This is a genomic window from Oleiphilus sp. HI0128 (genome assembly GCF_001635365.1).
The window spans coordinates 1-16,772 of the sequence record NZ_LWGG01001438.1; the positions used below are offsets into that span (position 1 = coordinate 1).

Sequence of the window (16,772 nt, forward strand, 5' to 3'; positions counted from 1 at the left end):
AAGCGCCAGTTTATTCTCATAACAAGATGCTGACGCCTCGTAGTATTGAATGGGATCACTGGACCACTTGGGACTTGTCAGATCACTACCCTGTAGCGAGTGAGTTTGTATTCGCTGAGTAAGCCACTTTTTCTACCCTAGTTGCGTATTGATACCCACACTGTTTAGTGTGGGTTTTTTTCGTTTTGAGCGAGGCAAAAGACGCACGACTCGCTTTCTCCCGGCTGAGACATCGCGCCGGTATATATCTAATCTCTATTGAGCTTAATCTAAGCCAATTGTGATCTATTGAGGCGTTCTGCTCGTAAATCGTTTTGACCACTATTCCAATGTCTTGTCTTGAACTCTAATGAATCCATATAGGGCAATATGATGAAAGAGCGTAAGTTTCAGGTTAAACCCGGCACACATAAAGGAAATAAGGCGGCGCGCTTACCTTGCCGTGGCTGTACAAAAAACTGTGGAAACTATATGGTTTGTGAAGGCCGTCCATGGAGGACTCTAAGTGACCACAACTAAGTTATCTACCCGACTTTACGATACATCTTATCGAATCGTTGGCATCTTATATCTTGCCTCGGGCCTGTGGTGTGCGATAAATCCCACATTGTCCGCCAGTTTCTTGGGGATAAACTTTCAGAGTGAGATGGGGCTTGCCGAATTCTTTTCTGTCTATGGAGGGCTTCAAGTAGGGATCGGTTGTGCAATGATACTGTCATCATTTTACAAGCCTTACTTGGAAGGCGCCGTCTTTTTCGCAGCGATAGTATCGACAGGGCTAATAGGCTTTAGGTTGATCGCTTTGCCGCTTTTCAGCTCAGACACAAGCTTGTTAGGAATGGCTGTTCTTGAAGCGCTCATTGCTGTGCTGCTTTGGCGGTATTGGTATCTCATGAGGGCTCAGAATATCTTATTGAGATCTAAAATTTCCCGCTAACGGATATCTAAGTTTGTCTGCTTGGAAGGAGGAGCTGAACTCTCGTGATTCCTTATAGTCCGCTAAGTCACCTTTCAGGTGCGCAATTTAGATACGGATAAAACAGCCAGTTTGATCGTTGGCTAAATGATTCAAAATAAGCAAAAGCAACTCTTTCGTATAAACAGATACCGCTAAGTGATGGGCAGATCATAATTGACTTGTTTCATCTGCAGATCATTTGAATTGATTGGTTATTGGCAGGTTTCATATTACATTGCTAACCTTAGAGGATGCCTGAAGCGAAAGGATATCATTTCTTATGAAATATCAAATCATTAAGAATTTGGCTGCCAAGCTATTATTGTTTGCCATATTTTCGTTAGGGTTCACGAATGCGCACCCTCAATCTGTGATTGCATTGACTGCTCCAGAAAATGCCTTTGTTCAGGACATATCAGTCCAAGTATTGAAAAAAGCATACAACAAGATCGGTTATCAAGTAGAAATCCATAGACTTCCAAATGTTCGCTCTTTATTGTCTGCGAATATGGGTATGTTCGATGGGGAGGTATCACGTATTGGCAACCTGCATTCAAGCTACCCCAACTTAAATGCAGTACCTACCGCAATCAATATGATTAATATAATTGCTCTTGGAAAACACAGTAGCGAAAGAGTAAGCAAGATTAAAGATCTTGGGCATGACGTTGTTTGCGTAAAAGGAGTCAAGTTAGTAGAAAAGCTGGTTGAAGATAATAAAATCCAGTGCACTTTTGTTGTTAACACCAATCAAGCTCTCAGTATGGTCGCTCTGGGGAGAGTTAAATACACTTTACTGCCTGAAACTAACGCGTTGAAGGCTCTCCTAACCGAACCCTTCGAGAACGTTAAAATTGTCAGCCCAGTCTTATATTCAGAAAAGCTTTATCATTACTTGCATAAAAATAATCTCAATATAGTTGAACCTTTAGATAAAGTGCTTCGTAAAATGCAAAAAAATGGTGATATAGACCAAATACGCACTCGATTCTTAGAGAATATACTATAAGGAATGACTGCTTTAACTCCAAAGCTAGAATAATCAGTGTCTGAATTTCTATGACAATCAGGTCAAACTGGCATCAATCTTCAATAGTAGGCCCAGGCACAATGCTGCCTCGACACGACATCAACACAAGAAGTCAGTTCTAAGGGCCTAAACGTCCGCGAAGCTGACATTCACAAGGTCTTTAGCCACTTAATTCAGCCTCTCCACAGTCGTCATTGCCGCCCCCATTTCTTTCCACCCATTTCTACCAATCGAGACGCGGCTCGTCGAAAGGAAAAGGCGAGATCATTGGCGGACGAGAATTGTGCCAGTGACACGCCAATTAGACCCGTCGCCGACCACTCCAAATGTTCCCCCTCTTTGGTGCGAATCATGGTCGTCGCAAAGGAACTCGAGTTTCCCCCCTTCTCACTGACAAACAATTCTACATCTCCATCTCTGCTTTCGACTTGCGCTTCAAAATCGACAAATAATTCGTCGAGCGGGACTTGTGCCGCTAGCACCAAGCGGGTGCGAGATTCATAACACGCGTCAATGAGGTTCACGAATCGTCGCGCTTCGTTGAGGTGGTTGGCGCCCAATTGGGGGACGCTGTCCATAATGAGGACCGGAAATCGGTCGCAGAGGGAAAGATAATCGGCCGCGCCGAGCGGTTGGTAGCACAACTCGGAAAAGTCAAACCAGGCGCACCGGTCATTCAATCGGGCGACCTGGACGGTGCGACCGAAGCGAACTTGAATGACCTCAGCCTCAGTTCCGGATGCAGTGCCACCAAATATTTCTTCCAACTTCGCCTGCGTGTTGTTATTACTATTATTATCGCCATGAACATCCTTGTTTGACCAAAAATAGGATTGACCATCCGCTCGAGTTTCGAGTCGATAATCCTTAGTGGAACCCTCCATGGAAAAAATGTCGAACGTGTGTTTTAACATGTCTATGAATGGCATAAAAAGGGATCGGTTAATGCCTCCCTTATACAAGGCATCGGGGGAGCGATTCGAGGTGGCCACTACCACGACATTCCAATCCAATAATAATAAAAACAGTCTTTTCAAAATCATGGCATCGGCAACGTCTGTCACTTGAAATTCATCGAAACAGAGGAGTTGGGCTTCTTGTGCCAATTGTTTCGCAATGATGGGAATAGCATCACCCCGTGGGTGCTTCTTTTTGTAGACAAAGATTCGATGATGGACGTCTAGCATGAATTCATGAAAGTGGACGCGGCGTTTGGTAATTTTTGCGTGTTTGTGGCTGGAATTATTACAGCGAGAATCATCATCAGGAACATTAACCGACGCGTAAAAGAGATCCATTAGAAAACTCTTACCGACCCCGACCGGTCCATGAATGTAAATGCCCCGCGGTGGTGGACCAAAAGACCACAAATGGAACTTCTTTCGAAGAAAGGACTGGGCGGATGCCATGGATCGTGCCAGTAACAGTGGACTGCTGCTTTTACGGCTGCTCTCTGTCGGATCGTCGGTAAGCAAAGGTACTGGTGGGAGCGAGACAAGAGACTCGTGCAGGGCATCCAATTTTGCCGCCAGAGCGACTTGAGCGTTATCTCTCCGCACCTCCCCCGCGTCCACCTTGAGTTCATAAGCCGCTACCACGGGACCTGTCGAAAAGCTCCGCCGAGCGACGCGATGCTTTTCTATCATCATCTTCTTCGTCATGGAGTTAATGAGTTTATCAACCAAAAGGTTTAATACGATGTATGGGTATCAAATGGATTTGTATTAGAGACTAAAATTTCGGAGTTCAACTTGTACAAAATTAGCATAACTATCTCAAATCTAGGGCTGGAGTTTGGGCAGAGCGGTCATTTTCCATTGTCGATCCGTGCTGCGAATCATGCCTTTGGAGTTAAAGGATACTAATAAAACGCTCGAGGTAGCTATTTTTTAGAACCTGACCTAGGCACCATCAAAAGCTAAAGGTCTGCTTTCCTGTTTTAAGTAATGTAAGGTTTCGAGGAAAATAGGCTCGATTCTTATGACCGCTATTCACCATTTTTTGATACTGGGATAAAAGTTCGTATCAGTAATATTCAGCCAAAGCTGAGAGAAGTACCAAGGCCTGCTTTTGGCACTTAGCGGACGTCAAGCAGCGCTTGCCAACCAATAGAAGAATTGAACTCAGAAGTAATGGTATTTAATATGCGCCACATAATTATCTGTTTTTAACTCGCCGTTCTTTTCTCTTAGGATGTTGGTCAGCCCTTTGTATTCCAATAAACGTTTTGAGGACCGTTCATAGTGCAGGTAAATCGGGTCCATCACTAGTCCGATTAGCCAGCTTTGCGGCTTAATGGATAGTTGCAAGCGCTCTTCATTAATATCAACAGTCTCTAGTTTGAAACCAATTAACTCAGACCGATCAAGCGACAGGATTTCAAATTTGATCTTCTTTCCCGCTAGCAAGTGCTGCCAATATTTGATGACCAAACGATCAAAGCCTGCATCGGCGACAATGCGCTTGCTGTTATCAATGCTTATCGTTTCATGCTGCAGGTCTTTCTTTTTGATGTGTTCAATCTTTACCTGATTGTCAGTTTTGGTCAGAAGACTTGTTTGATTCGAGCGGAGGTCGATAAAGCTCATGTCGGGTATTAATTTATGCTTCGAGAAATCCAGATCTTTCTTCGCAAAGACCTCTCCGTCTGGCGCCTTGTATTCGACATATGCATTGTCATACTGATTTGATCGATTGAGGTTTATATAGTGGTGCTCTGAGTACAGCAACTCGTCACTGTCTAGCGAATACGCTTTGCCCTCAAACTGAACGACTTTGATATCGCTTGGCGCAGCTTGTAGCTGAGCGCAAAGCGAAGAGAGCACAAAGAAACTGGCAATTGAGAAACTGCTAATAGCTTGCATATTTGCCTCCTTGGGCTGGCAGATCCTCCTTTGGTGAAGAGGGGAAGATTGCAGTACACAGAACTCCGACTACGAACCATTCTAGGATGATGAAAATAAGGGAGGCGTCTGCAAAGTGAAGCGCGCCGAAGTGACGGCCTGCCAGGTATGAAGCGGGTCCGGAAATGCAACATAAGCAGATGAAAAAATATGGCTTGGCTAAAAACCATTGCAGCGACGAAAGCAGTGTGAGCGTAAACGCACACCACATTATGATTAACCACAAGGGAATTATAAAATCGTTGGTTCTTAACTCGGGGTTCGGAAACTGGTAAACGCCTAGATGCATAAGCAAGCTGTCGATCAGAATGCCGATACACGCGATATACAAGAGTTTTAATGAGTTGTGAGTCGATGCGTTTGTTCGAACGAAATGCACTAATAGCAAGGCGAATGCGCAGAGCGCCAGGTACCAATCTGATAAAATTGCCAGAAACCAACAGCTTTGGAATAACACCGCATTGAGGAGCCTATTTAGTTGTTCCCGAGACATTGAGTAGACTCCTTAATGGTGTGGTTGGCTATATCGCTTATCACTGCCTTATATGCGAGACAGGGGCTCGTTTCTATAACCTGGTTTAGCGAATAACATATGAGATACGCCGATAGAGCGCTCTTTGAAACCTCCTGCGCAGTAGCAGAGGTAGAACTCCCACATACGTTTAAATTCTTTGCTATAGCCTAGCTCTGTGATGGTCGCTGAGGCTTTATTAAATGAATCCAACCATGCTAGCAGTGTTCTAGCGTAGTGTTCCGCAAAGTCCTCTTGATAAACGAGTCGTAGGTCGCTGGCCTTCATCGATGAGCTAGTGAGAGCCTGAATTGAAGGAATACAACTACCAGGAAAGATATAACGCTGAATAAAATCGACGTTGCGTTTGGCGTACTCGAAACGCTGGTCTTCAATTGTGATGGCTTGAATCAGCATCGCGCCATTTGGTTTCAACAGTGAGGCGCAAGTCGCGAAAAAGGTGTCATAGTATTGCCAGCCAACCGCTTCGATCATTTCTATTGAAACGAGCTTGTCGAATTGCCCCTCTAGCTCACGATAGTCTTGCTTTAGAAGTGTGATTTTATCGCTTAAGCCTGCTTCGCTGATCCGTGTTTGTGCTAACTCATGTTGTTTATCAGAGATCGTGGTGGTGGTGACTTTGCAGCCATAGTGCTTGGCAGCATAGATGGCAAACCCGCCCCAGCCAGAGCCAATTTCAACCACATGGTCAGATTCAGATAGGTTTAGTTTTTCACAGATAGTCTTAAGCTTGTATTGTGATGCCTCTTCCATGCTTGCCTGTTCGCTAGGGAAGATGCCAGAGGAATACATCATTGTCGGGTCCAGGAAGGTCTTAAATAAATCATTACCCAGGTCGTAATGCGCAGCGATATTTCGCTTGGAGCCTTTTTCGGTATTTTGGTTCCAGAGGTGAAAGGCTTTAGTTAAGGGCCGGGATAGCAGGGCGAAGCCGCCTTCCATTTGATCTAGAATATCACGGTTCTGGACCATGACTTGCACTAGTTTAGTTAGATCCGGTGAGCTCCAGTCTTCTGACATATAGGCTTCTGCCGCGCCTATGCTGCCGCCCGTCATAATATCTAGATAACAATTTTCATCAAGAATATGTAGCTCGGAATAAAGCGGGTCATTGGGAGAAAGTGGTTCTCCGAAGAGTGTACGTGCGCCTGGTTCAACAATGACAATTGTCCCCGTGTGCAGTTTTTGTAGCTGCTTATGTACGAGTTTTCGGGCGACGCTACTTACACTGAATTTTGATTGCTTTTTGGCGTGACTCACTAGGCTTGTGGGACTCATCTCGATGTCTCCTTTACGGGCATTCGTTGTTATCTTATTTGCTTAAGTTAGGGTGATCGTAAAATTGTATGCGCTTTAGCCATAGCTTTAACGCTTGCCAATATATCCCCATGCTTACTCTTACGGTCATAAACGGAAATCGGATCAGTGTGCTGGCTAAATAGTTTGTGAAATCGTATCGCTCCATCACTAACGTGGCGTCAAAGTGCTTTTCGTTTTGTTCGTCGCGCTGGGTGTTATCCATATGCACTCTTAGCCCTTGGTTTGGCTCATCAAAGGTCCAGTGATAGGTCATATCCATAGGGTTGAACGGCGAAACATGAAAAACTTTGGGAAACTCATAGTGGTGATATTTTTGTGCTTTCAGGGCATACGAGCCATACTCTCCCGATTGACCTACGGGTAGCACATAAGCATGCCGTTCACCCCATGGGGTGTTGGTGATTTCAGCCAAAATAGAAACCAGCTTGTTAGCTTTGTCAAAACAGTAGTAGAAGGTGACAGGGTTAAAGACTGCATTGAAATAGCGGGCGTGGCACAGCATTCTGACGTGTTCAATTTCCGGCGCAGATAAACCTTGTTCGGTGAGATTGTTCGTCACTTTGTTAATGACGGCTTGTTTTAAATCGCCCGATTCGGGTGAGTAATAATCATCGCGACGAAACGAGACAATATTGAACTTTTCGAGTGAACAGTACCACTTCGATTTACACAGCGATTCTAACTCGTCTAAGTCAAGATAGAGCATAAACAAGGGGTAGCGAAACTGGTGTTTCTTGGGCAAGAAACGACGATGCCGTATCGATCCTCTATATATTGAGCTGTGCTTTATTTTGCTCACTAGAGTGTTTCTCCGAAAGCCTCTGCGACGCGAAGTCCGCTATTGACCCCATCTTCATGAAAGCCGTTGAACCAATAGGCACCACAATAGTGTGTGCGTCCATGACCAGACTCAGGGTTACCACTTATTTCATGATGACGCGCCTGTGCTTTGACGCCGTCTTGGCTAAAGACCGGGTGGCTGTAGTTGAACGTGCGAATGATCTTGCTGGGGTCTATTTCATTGGTCCTGTTTAGAGTAACTAGAAATGTTTCGGGAGCGTCGTCGAAGTTCTGCAGGATGTTCATGTTGTAAGTCACCATGGCACAATCATTAGCGCGCTGAGGAATATGATAATTCCAAGCCGCCCAGGCCAGTTTTTTCTTAGGCATGAGGCGAGTATCTGTATGCAGAGTGACGCTGTTGTCCTGATAGGGGATTGCGCCAAGAATCTCGCTCTCTTTTTCAGACACATCGCCGAGTAGCCGTAAGGCTTGATCGCTATGGCAGGCAAAGATGACCTGATCAAAGGTCTGCACAGAATGGTCGCTAAAGGTAATGGCCGCCTCGCTAGGGCTTCGTGTTACCTTTATGATATTGCTGTTAAGGTGAATGTTGTCTTTAAAACGCTGTGTAATCGGTGCTATGTAAGACTCTGAACCATTCGTTAGTACCCTCCACTGCGGTCGATCATCGACACTTAACATGCCGTGATTCTTAAAAAACTGAATAAAGAATTTTAAGGGAAACGATAGCATTACATCGACAGATGCAGACCAGATAGCCGCTCCCATTGGAACAATATAATAGTTTTTAAACGCGTCGGAATAGCCATTTTGTTCAATGAATTCACCTAGGCTTTGCTCAGTGTCGAGTGTACCCGCTTCCAAGCTCTCAACCGTTTGTTTGTTGAATTTAAGTATGTCGCTTATCATCCTCAGAAACTTAGGGCGGAACAGGTTACTTCGTTGCGCGAATAAGCTGTTTAGGTTGGTGCCATTGTATTCAAGGTCAGTGTTTTCACATCGTACACTGAAGCTCATGTCTGAATCTTCGCTTGTAACGCCTAGCTGGTCCATTAGTTTGATGAAGTTAGGGTAGGTCCAGTCATTAAAAACGATAAAACCTGTATTCACCGGGTAGCTTTTGCCTTGGCATTGTACGTGTTCGGTGTGGGTATGGCCGCCAATATAGTCGTTCGATTCGAATAAGCTAACGTCATGACGCTTACTCAAAAGATAGGCAGACGTCAGGCCCGCGATGCCTGATCCGATGACCGCAATGCGTTGGTTTGTAAGGTGCTGGTGAGAAGGGTTCTGATTCATTGCTGGTGATCCTGAGGGTTTGTCGTCGCGATTGACTGAGTTGTTCTTGTAGAAGAATCGGCCTGAGATGCATTGCGCGATAACTTGGCAAGTAAAGAAAAGCGAAGATGATCAGGTAACAAAGAGATCAGCTTCAATGTTCGAGTAAATCGTTGCGGAAAATGTATGTCGAAAATGCCTCTTTCAAGTCCGGAAATAATTCGACTGGCAGCTTCTTCGGGTTCCATGAGTAGTGGCATTGGAAAATCATTGAGATCGGTTAAAGGTGTTTTGACAAACCCCGGACTCACTAGATGAACGTCAATGCCTTCTTGCTGTAAATCTATTTTTAAGCACTCGGTAAAATATCGTAGTGCCGCTTTTGAAGCGCCGTAGACATGTGCTCTGGGAAGCGCTTGATAGGTGACGCTGCTCGACATCACGACCAGTTTTGGCGTTTTTCCTTGTTTGGCGGATTCGCGCAACAGGGGCAGCGCTGCATTGATGGTCGAAACAGCGGCCGTGAAATTGGTGTCCATCACGCGTTTGATACTGCTCATATCAATTTCGTCTGAATCGATATACTCACACGTACCCGCGTTCACGACGACCATATCAATCGACGGATAAGTGCTTTGCAGCTTTTCTACGACGGCTTGGCAAGCACTATCATTGGTGATATCTAGCGTTTGTGGCTCGCACTTTGATGGTGTCTGTCCGCACAACGCGTCTAGTTTATCTTCTGAGCGAGCGCTTGCTATGATTGATTTATCAAACTTCGCCAAGGCGGTGACGAGCGCTTTTCCAATCCCGGTGCTAGCACCAATTACCCAAATACGTTCAATATCATTCAGCATTGTCGGCTCCTGCTACTTCATAAAATATTTTAGAGTTTGGATAAGTTTCCCCATGACCGGTATGTGCTCATAGAGCAATTGCCCGCCATCAAAGTAGTCTCTGTGGTAGTGCACTTTGTCGTTGAAACGTATTAGGCTTGCCCCTTCAATCGTGATTATTCTGCCTTTATTTAGCTTCGGGTGAGCATATTTCATGGTCCAATTTAACATGGCATCATTGTCTGTAACCCACTGGTCATGGAAGGTGAACTGGCAGGAAAGTAAGTTCTGATACAGTGACGCGCAGTACCCTTGAAAGTTAGCTACGCCTTCTATCCGATGAAAGCTATCTTCGAATAATACGTCTGGTTCGTAGACTGCTTCAATGATTCCACTATCGCAGTTATTCGCATCGAGCGTGTGGAAGAGGTGCTTGAATCGCTCTACAACATTAGCGGGTGTTTCTGACTTTATAACGACGACTGACATGATGATTGTGCCTTTTTAAGTATGAACGTTTATGCTTGAACGTTTTTGTCTACCTTCTTCTAGGATACGAGAAGGCACAGGGTTCAGATCAGAAATAATTCTAAAAAAGCTCAATAGACGCAGTATCAAGTAAGAAATATCAATCTCCCACCAGTAGAAACCCTGCCTTGCAGAGACGGCAAAGCGGTGATGATTGTTGTGCCAGCCTTCTCCCAGGGTAAGCAGTGCAAGGAAAGCATTATTCCGACTTTGGTCTTTTGTCTCAAAGCGCCTTGATCCCCATACGTGACCAAGAGAGTTAATGGTGAAGGTGGCGTGAAACAAAAATACTGTAGAGATAAAGAAGCCCCAAACCAGAATTTGTAAACCATTAACGCCTGAGTTTGGTAAAGCATAAGCCAAGTATTCACCCAGCATGTACATGCCGATTGCGAAGAGAACGGGCACTAGGCTATCAAAGCGATTTAGAAAGCGGAGTTCAGGGAACTTCGCTAGGTCTTTTATGACACTGTAATCGGTTTTAAACCCTTCATCGCTCATGAACCATCCGACGTGACTCCACCAAAAACCATGAGCAATGGGAGAGTGTAAGTCTGACTCTTCATCTGAGTGCTTATGATGATTCCGGTGATGAGCGGCCCACCAAAGCGGGCCTCTTTGAGACGCTGAATTGCCTAGCACGGCAAAACAAAACTGCCAAAAGCGGTTGGCCTTGTAACTCTTGTGAGAAAAAAAGCGGTGATAAAACGCGGTGACCGCAAACATCCTTAGCCAAAAAGCGGCTAAACAGATCGCAATGGCGACGGGGCTCCAGCCTGTCCAGATGACACCTAGGCAGCCTAAGTGGACGGCAATAAATGGCATGCAACGCATCCAGTTTACGGTGTTGGTAGCGTGCTCCCTTTTGGGGTCAGGTGAGTAAGACTCAGAGTCAAACCAGCTAATAAGGTTACCTATTAGCCTTGTTGAGTGACCCGCTTTAGTCTTACTGCTCGGTGTATCGTTCATGAGTAATAGTCCAAAAGAGGAAGCTGTTCAGTATCAGCTTGTTTGTGAAGCGATTTAAATGCCGCTTTCGTTTGTGACGTTGCCAGGGCGTGTTCGACTATTTCTGCGGGGTAAGCGCATGCAGCTCTCTGTTCTTTAGTTGGTTGGTGTATTGACTTGCTATCCAAGGTTTGTAGTTCAGGAACATAGCGTCTTATAAACTGTCCTTGGGGGTCAAAGCGTTCAGACTGGCGTGTGGGGTTAAAAATTCTGAAGTAGGGAACCGCGTCGACGCCTGTCGAGGCTGACCATTGCCATCCACCATTGTTGGACGCCAAATCACCATCGACTAGCATTTCCATAAAGTACGCTTCACCGAGTCGCCAATCAATTAATAAGTGCTTTGTTAAAAACATCGCGGTAATCATGCGTAGTCGATTGTGCATCCAGGCTTTTTCTTTTAATTGGCGCATGGCAGCATCAACGATGGGGTAGCCTGTTTTTCCAGCCTTCCATTGTTCAAACAAACGATGGTCTTTACGCCAAGGTAGCTGATCTGTTTCTTTCTTAAACGGCTTATGCATGCTCAACCTCGGATAAGCGTACAAGAGGTGGCGATAGAATTCTCTCCATAGTAGTTCGTTTATCCAGGTGTTGACGCCTTCATTACGCCCTTCAAACTCGCCTTGATTATAGCTTAGTGCTGATCTTAAACACTGTGATGTGCTTACGATACCCGTTGCAAGATAAGGAGACAGTGAACTTGTCGCGTCGAGCGAGGGAATATCTCTGGCCTTATGGTAAGAGGCTGCGCGTTCTTCCATGAAGTTATTAAGTAGCTCGTGAGCGTGATCTTCTCCTGCGGGCCAATGATGGTCCCACCGAGAATCGACTTGAAACGTCGCAACATTCAAGTTTGGTGCTTTGACTGTTAAGGGCGGTTGTGGCGAGGGTTTGTTGACCAGGTGCCTGGATAAAGTCTTCGACTGCTTTAAAAATGCACGTTTAAATGCCGAGAATACATGATAGTAGCTTCCCTTCTGGTTCCTCAAGGTGCCCGGAGAAACGATGCATTGATCATGAAAAGATTGGCTGATAATGCCGTGATTACGTAAGTTTTCAGATACCGACTTGGCGAGTCGGCGCTCGTTCAGTCCATAATCTTCATTGTAGAAAAGGTGAGAAACTTTCAGCTGGCTGGCAAACTCAGAAATACTCGATTCCAGTTTTTGCATGGATTCTGCTGTAAGAACATAAAAGGGAACGTTAAGCTCGCTGAGAGCGCCAGAGAGTATTTCTAGTTGGCGCAGGATAAGAGATCGTTTAGCTGGCGACTCATTGTGGGCATCCCAGGTTTCTTCAGATATCACATAAACAGCAATGCTAGGCCCGGATGACATGGCAGCCGAAAGCGCCGGGTTATCATAAACCCTTAGATCACTTCTAAACCAGATTAGGTTGAGTAAATGTTCTTGCGTCATCTTATATTATCCCTTTTTGTTGCTATTTTATGTTGCCAATATCTTATACTACGAACCTTGTATATCATACGCAGGCCGAATGAAATTAGATCTGTTTTGCTACCGATATGCCACTTAAATAGGCGCACTCAAGTCCGTGGCGGGATTGATTCGTGGCAAGATAGTCTCCACTGAGGTGTATTTTTTCACTACATGTAAGGTAGTTCTCTTTATTGTCGATGGGGGTATTACTCGGCAGAGAATATAGCCAGCGATGTAAGTGTGAAACGATGATATCTATTTTTTGTTCGCATAGTGCTTCGAACTCACTCAATAGATAGCTTTCAACGCGTGTTCGTTCCCAATTAATTGTTTCTTGGCTCCACTCTTCGCCAGCTTGGACTTGATAGTACTGCACTGAATCGTCTGGCTTAGCACCTCGTTTAACGTGCTCTGGCGAAATTGACTTAATATTTGGGTGCTGTGCAGAATCTATTTTTAGTTCTGTACTGCTACGAACGGCCAAGAGAAGTACCCATTGTGGTTCCATTTTAATGTGCTCGATTAGAGGGCAGAGACTATTGCCTTTGGGTAATAGGTCGTAAGCTTGTTGAGGTGGCGTTGCGATTACAATGTGCTCTGCTGTGCAGAACAGCTGCTCGCCAGTAGGTGATTCAGTGTAAACCTGCCAAAGCTCACGTTCCTTTTCGAGGCGACAAACCCGGGTGGAAAAGTGAATGTTCAGGTCTTTAGCAATGTGGCGCGTGATGCTGGAGTTTCGCTCTCGGCCAACATAGTACTCTGGCTGATTGGCGCAGGGAACGATAAGCTCATCGGCCAGCCACTTATCAAGTTGAGCTTTAAATTGTGGTGTTTCGCTAGAGAAACTAGGGCAGCCGAGGTCAAACGTAAGGCTTTGGTCGTCAGGTAGTGGTAAGCGCTTTGATGAGAGCCTGCCGCCAGTTCCGCGTGACTTTTCGACCACCGCTACCTTTTTGCCTCTATGTTGTAACTGCTTAGCAGCCGTTAATCCTGCCATGCCTGCACCAATTATGACTACGTCCATAACTGTGTCCATAACTACGTCTGATTTCATGTCTCACCTAAGTATTAAAAGATTCTACTAACTATACGGCATAGCTCAGATATTGGATTTATGGGTTTACCCAAATAGTAATATGCTTTACATTTCAGGAATGATTCAAACGTAGATTTCTTGCAGGAAGGCCCGGTGGCTACCATCACTCCAGAAAACCAAAAGTTAAACGCCTTGTTAATGAGTATTGCTCAAAATCAAGACCGTAGTTCGTTTATAGAACTATTTAACTTAAGCTCTGCACGCTTGAAAGCGTATGCCATTAAGTGTGGTTCGAACTCAGCAGATGCCGAGGAGCTATTACAAGAGTGCATGTTAACCGCATGGCGAAAAGCGCATACCTTTAAGCCAGAATCCGGCACTGCGATTACCTGGTTATATACGATTGTTCGTAACAAACGTATTGATATTGCACGTAAGGGTCGCCCTGATTTGGTCCAATCTGATGACTTGTTTTATGAAGAGGGTGGTGAATCTCTAGAAAGTGAAGTCGAAAGTGATCTAAATGCGCTGATTGTTCGTAACTTAATCACAGCCTTACCTGACGAGCAAAAACAGATTGTCTACAAGGTTTACTTTGAAGGGAAATCACACAGTGAAATTGCAGGGGAATTGGACTTGCCCCTTGGCACGATTAAATCGAGACTCAGACTAGCAATGAAAAAGCTAGATAACTTGGCAAAAGAGCATATGACATGGCTAATTATCATCCTTCCGATGACCTTTTAATGCAGTTCGCTGCTGGGCAGGCACCTAATGCTTTGGGTATTATCGTTGCTTGTCATATCGAAACTTGCGGTTCGTGTGCCGCAAAAGTACGACGTTACGAAAGCTTAGGCGGTGATATATTATCTAGCCTGGAGCCTGAGCCGGTTGGCGCGAACGTACTAGACAATATTCTCGCGCGGCTTGATGATCCTGTCGCGAATGACAAACCTTTGAACTCAGCGAATCAGCAGGTCGAGATTCCACCGCCACTGAGGCGGTTTGTTGATAAAGACTTCGACCAGTTATCGTGGTCAGGCTTTTCAAGCAGCATAAAAGAGTTTGTATTACCTATTTCCGATGAACGCTACACCGCTAAGTTTTATCGAATCGCTGCAGGCAAAGAACTCCCAGAGCATACACATGAGGGCAATGAATTTACCTTAGTGATGCGTGGTAGTTTTTGCGATAAAGCAGGTGATTATCATAAAGATGATTTCATTTTGGCCGACACCCAGACTGTTCACCAGCCAAGAGCGCATATGGAAGAAGACTGTATATGCTTTGCTGTGATGGATGCTCCTTTGAAAATGACGGGCTTTTTTGGTCGAATGTTGAACCCATTCCTTCGTTGACAGAGTATTTCGGATTAGCCTCTTAGCACTTACCTTAAGTAAATTGAAGTGCCGTCGTTTAGGGTCATGCATTGCGACAATTGCGGGGTTTTCTTTCCATGGTTTCCGCGTTCTTACAAAGCCTCAAGGCATAACCTAGATTTCATCGCGAAGGCCTATTCCATCTAGGCCTTCGCTTAACACCTCATATTTAAACCTGTTCAATCTGTTTTAAGGGTGAGACTGGGTATTTCTATTGGTTCAAGAACTTCGCTAAATAATGTTGAATTTCACCGTCCTTGACTGCGCTATATCCAATGTACATATTATTGCCTTCTAATGCGATGGAGCCTGTCGTGATTTGAGTGCCTGAGGTCGCTACGGTTGCACCGATGAACTGGCCACTTGAATCAAATTTCTCGTTGTTACCACCACCGACAACATACACTGCACTGTCTTCATCAAGCGCTAAGTCTTGAACAATATTTTGGCTCGTGGTTTGCCACAGCTCTTGCCCTTGCTCATTCAATTTAACTAGGCGTCTGGACTTGTCGTTAGAAAGGCTGAGCACTACATTGTCTCGCCAATCTGCCTTCAGTAAAGCCGGGCCCGGTAGTCCATAACTTTGTTGTGGCGGGTAGTAGGTTTTACTCCAGGATGGTTGACCGTTTGGACTGATACCGGCTATGCGTGTTGAATCATCTTGTTGATTGTGCGCGATAACAATGCTGTCATCAGATAGGACTGCGAGAGCGGCTTGAAGGTAAAGGTCTGCAGGTAAATCAACAGCCCAGGCCAGTTGCCCTGCAGCATTGTATTTCGCTGCTTTTTCTGCGCCGACAATATGGATGTCGCCGGCATCATTAACCTCGATATCCCATGCTTTCTCATGTTCAATTTTAAGTTGTTTGACGCCATCTAAGTTAAACACTTGGGTGGCAAAACCTGTAACATATAACTGGTCTTGATGGATCTCTAGATCGCGCGCATCATCGTGTTTAGATAGCTCAATAGACCACACTAGTTCTCCATAAGTATCTACTTTAACGAGGAAAGAGCCATAGCGTTGAATGTCATTTTCGACAATATAGCTAACACCAATGGCATAGCTGTTACCGTCACTATCTAGGGTGAGATCAGTTATCTTATCGTCACTTCGATAGTTGCCTTTCGCAAGGTCAATATCGGTTGACCAGATTAATTCACCATCACTGCTTCGCTTAACCAGCAAAATATTTTGTTGGCGGTCCGTGCCTGTTCGGATCGTTGATCCGCCGCTGATTATTTCTCCATAACCATCGACGGCGACATTTGATAGCCACTCAACTCGAGATTCATTGCTACTGGCATGAGAGTAATATTGCTCCCATTCTGGTGTGATTTCATTCTTACAGGCAGTCAGTAGGGTAAGCGGAAGCAATAAAGATAATGTTTTAAGGTGTAGGTTCATACGTTTAATAAAACTCCATGTGTGTATGAAAAGAGGTTGTAATGTTTTAAAAACAACATTAGGTGTTGGAATATAGTGATAAAATTTAGTATAAGCATACTAAAATGTTATCTGGTTAACGGTTTTTTGTTTAATAAGGTGTTCTTAGCCCACTTAAGGTGTCGGGAGCACACAAAAACTATTTTGATACTGACACTATCTTCCTGAGCCAACTACCTATAATCTTTACGATGTAAGTTTTTTGCTGTATGTGATGATTCAATACTTAAAATAAATCGTAATAATTGGATTATGTGATTTAACCATTAAT

At 44.8% G+C, this 16,772-nt stretch carries 16 protein-coding genes; 3 read left to right on the plus strand and 13 right to left on the minus strand.

What is annotated here, in order from left to right; genetic code table 11:
* Window positions 1-732: 732 nt before the first annotated feature.
* Window positions 733-861, minus strand: a complete 129-nt coding sequence (locus A3763_RS29920; protein WP_255374950.1) for a hypothetical protein — start codon at window positions 859-861, stop codon at window positions 733-735.
* Between the two features lie 377 nt (window positions 862-1,238).
* Here A3763_RS29920 and A3763_RS23730 point away from each other — a divergent pair, with 377 nt between their 5' ends.
* On the plus strand, window positions 1,239-1,967 hold the full coding sequence (locus A3763_RS23730; protein WP_068634160.1) for an ABC transporter substrate-binding protein: 729 nt from the start codon (window positions 1,239-1,241) through the stop codon (window positions 1,965-1,967).
* Between the two features lie 212 nt (window positions 1,968-2,179).
* Here A3763_RS23730 and zapE read toward each other — a convergent pair whose 3' ends face one another.
* The 11 genes from zapE to A3763_RS23785 form a co-directional block, all read right to left on the minus strand.
* Window positions 2,180-3,649: a cell division protein ZapE gene (zapE, locus tag A3763_RS23735; protein WP_068634161.1), complete on the minus strand. Its 1,470-nt coding sequence runs from the start codon at window positions 3,647-3,649 to the stop codon at window positions 2,180-2,182.
* Between the two features lie 462 nt (window positions 3,650-4,111).
* A complete protein-coding gene (locus A3763_RS23740) occupies window positions 4,112-4,852 on the minus strand; it encodes a hypothetical protein (protein ID WP_068553425.1) in 741 nt (246 codons plus the stop codon).
* Complete coding sequence (locus A3763_RS30245; protein ID WP_068515392.1) at window positions 4,839-5,384, minus strand: DUF2878 domain-containing protein; 546 nt, start codon at window positions 5,382-5,384, stop codon at window positions 4,839-4,841. Before A3763_RS30245 ends, A3763_RS23740 begins: the two co-directional genes overlap by 14 nt.
* Before the next feature lie 48 nt (window positions 5,385-5,432).
* Entirely contained in the window at window positions 5,433-6,701 is a 1,269-nt protein-coding gene (locus A3763_RS23750) for a cyclopropane-fatty-acyl-phospholipid synthase family protein (protein WP_068515394.1), read from the minus strand.
* A 34-nt stretch (window positions 6,702-6,735) separates the two neighbouring features.
* Window positions 6,736-7,542, minus strand: coding sequence for a DUF1365 domain-containing protein (locus tag A3763_RS23755; RefSeq protein WP_068634162.1), 807 nt, complete (start codon window positions 7,540-7,542; stop codon window positions 6,736-6,738).
* Window positions 7,542-8,846, minus strand: a complete 1,305-nt coding sequence (locus A3763_RS23760) for an NAD(P)/FAD-dependent oxidoreductase (RefSeq protein WP_068515401.1) — start codon at window positions 8,844-8,846, stop codon at window positions 7,542-7,544. The genes A3763_RS23755 and A3763_RS23760 overlap by 1 nt, the downstream gene beginning before the upstream one ends.
* Entirely contained in the window at window positions 8,843-9,682 is an 840-nt protein-coding gene (locus A3763_RS23765; RefSeq protein WP_068515403.1) for an SDR family oxidoreductase, read from the minus strand. Before A3763_RS23765 ends, A3763_RS23760 begins: the two co-directional genes overlap by 4 nt.
* 12 nt (window positions 9,683-9,694) lie before the next feature.
* Window positions 9,695-10,150: a nuclear transport factor 2 family protein gene (locus A3763_RS23770; protein ID WP_082880545.1), complete on the minus strand. Its 456-nt coding sequence runs from the start codon at window positions 10,148-10,150 to the stop codon at window positions 9,695-9,697.
* Window positions 10,151-10,165: 15 nt separating this feature from the next.
* Window positions 10,166-11,158, minus strand: a complete 993-nt coding sequence (locus tag A3763_RS23775) for an acyl-CoA desaturase (protein WP_068515410.1) — start codon at window positions 11,156-11,158, stop codon at window positions 10,166-10,168.
* Window positions 11,155-12,618 carry a deoxyribodipyrimidine photo-lyase gene (phrB, locus tag A3763_RS23780; RefSeq protein WP_068515415.1) on the minus strand — a complete coding sequence of 488 codons (1,464 nt, stop codon included), beginning with the start codon at window positions 12,616-12,618 and terminating at the stop codon, window positions 11,155-11,157. The genes A3763_RS23775 and phrB overlap by 4 nt, the downstream gene beginning before the upstream one ends.
* An 85-nt stretch (window positions 12,619-12,703) precedes the next feature.
* On the minus strand, window positions 12,704-13,693 hold the full coding sequence (locus A3763_RS23785; RefSeq protein ID WP_068515418.1) for an NAD(P)/FAD-dependent oxidoreductase: 990 nt from the start codon (window positions 13,691-13,693) through the stop codon (window positions 12,704-12,706).
* 135 nt (window positions 13,694-13,828) lie between these two features.
* Between A3763_RS23785 and A3763_RS23790 the strand changes: the two genes are divergently transcribed.
* The gene (locus A3763_RS23790) at window positions 13,829-14,422 is read left to right on the plus strand and encodes a sigma-70 family RNA polymerase sigma factor (RefSeq protein ID WP_082880582.1); all 594 of its coding nucleotides are present in this window, start codon (window positions 13,829-13,831) and stop codon (window positions 14,420-14,422) included.
* Window positions 14,389-15,033, plus strand: a complete 645-nt coding sequence (locus A3763_RS23795; protein WP_068515424.1) for a ChrR family anti-sigma-E factor — start codon at window positions 14,389-14,391, stop codon at window positions 15,031-15,033. The genes A3763_RS23790 and A3763_RS23795 overlap by 34 nt, the downstream gene beginning before the upstream one ends.
* 232 nt (window positions 15,034-15,265) lie before the next feature.
* Here A3763_RS23795 and A3763_RS23800 read toward each other — a convergent pair whose 3' ends face one another.
* Window positions 15,266-16,462: a PQQ-binding-like beta-propeller repeat protein gene (locus tag A3763_RS23800; RefSeq protein ID WP_068554924.1), complete on the minus strand. Its 1,197-nt coding sequence runs from the start codon at window positions 16,460-16,462 to the stop codon at window positions 15,266-15,268.
* Between the last annotated feature and the right edge of the window lie 310 nt (window positions 16,463-16,772).